1 protein-coding gene is annotated in these 269 nt (G+C 65.4%); it reads right to left on the reverse strand.

Annotation, left to right across the window (positions count from 1 at the left end; all coding sequences use genetic code 11):
- On the reverse strand, positions 1-269 hold a 269-nt coding region (locus R0J87_RS20860; RefSeq protein ID WP_498888647.1), incomplete at both ends, for a DUF6986 family protein.

A 269-nucleotide genomic window follows, 5' to 3' on the forward strand; every position in this document is an offset into this window, starting at 1 on the left:
GAAGGTCTTCAGGTAGGAAAAGATGTAATCCCAGCGCCCGCAGTTCAGGCCGACGATGCGGTCGCGCAGCGCATGCAGGATCTCGTCCATCTCGAACACCGCCGGCAGCGTCTCGATCAGCACGGTGACCTTGATCTGCCCGTGCGGCAGGCCGAGCATCGCCTCGATGTGCGACAGCGCGGCCTCCCACAGCGCGGCCTCTTCCATCGACTGCAGCTTCGGCAGGTACAGGTAGGGGCCGCGATCGCGCTGGATCAGGCTGCGCGCGT

This window comes from Halomonas sp. SIMBA_159 (assembly GCF_046536035.1).
Classification (GTDB): Bacteria; Pseudomonadota; Gammaproteobacteria; order Pseudomonadales; family Halomonadaceae; genus Vreelandella; species Vreelandella venusta_A.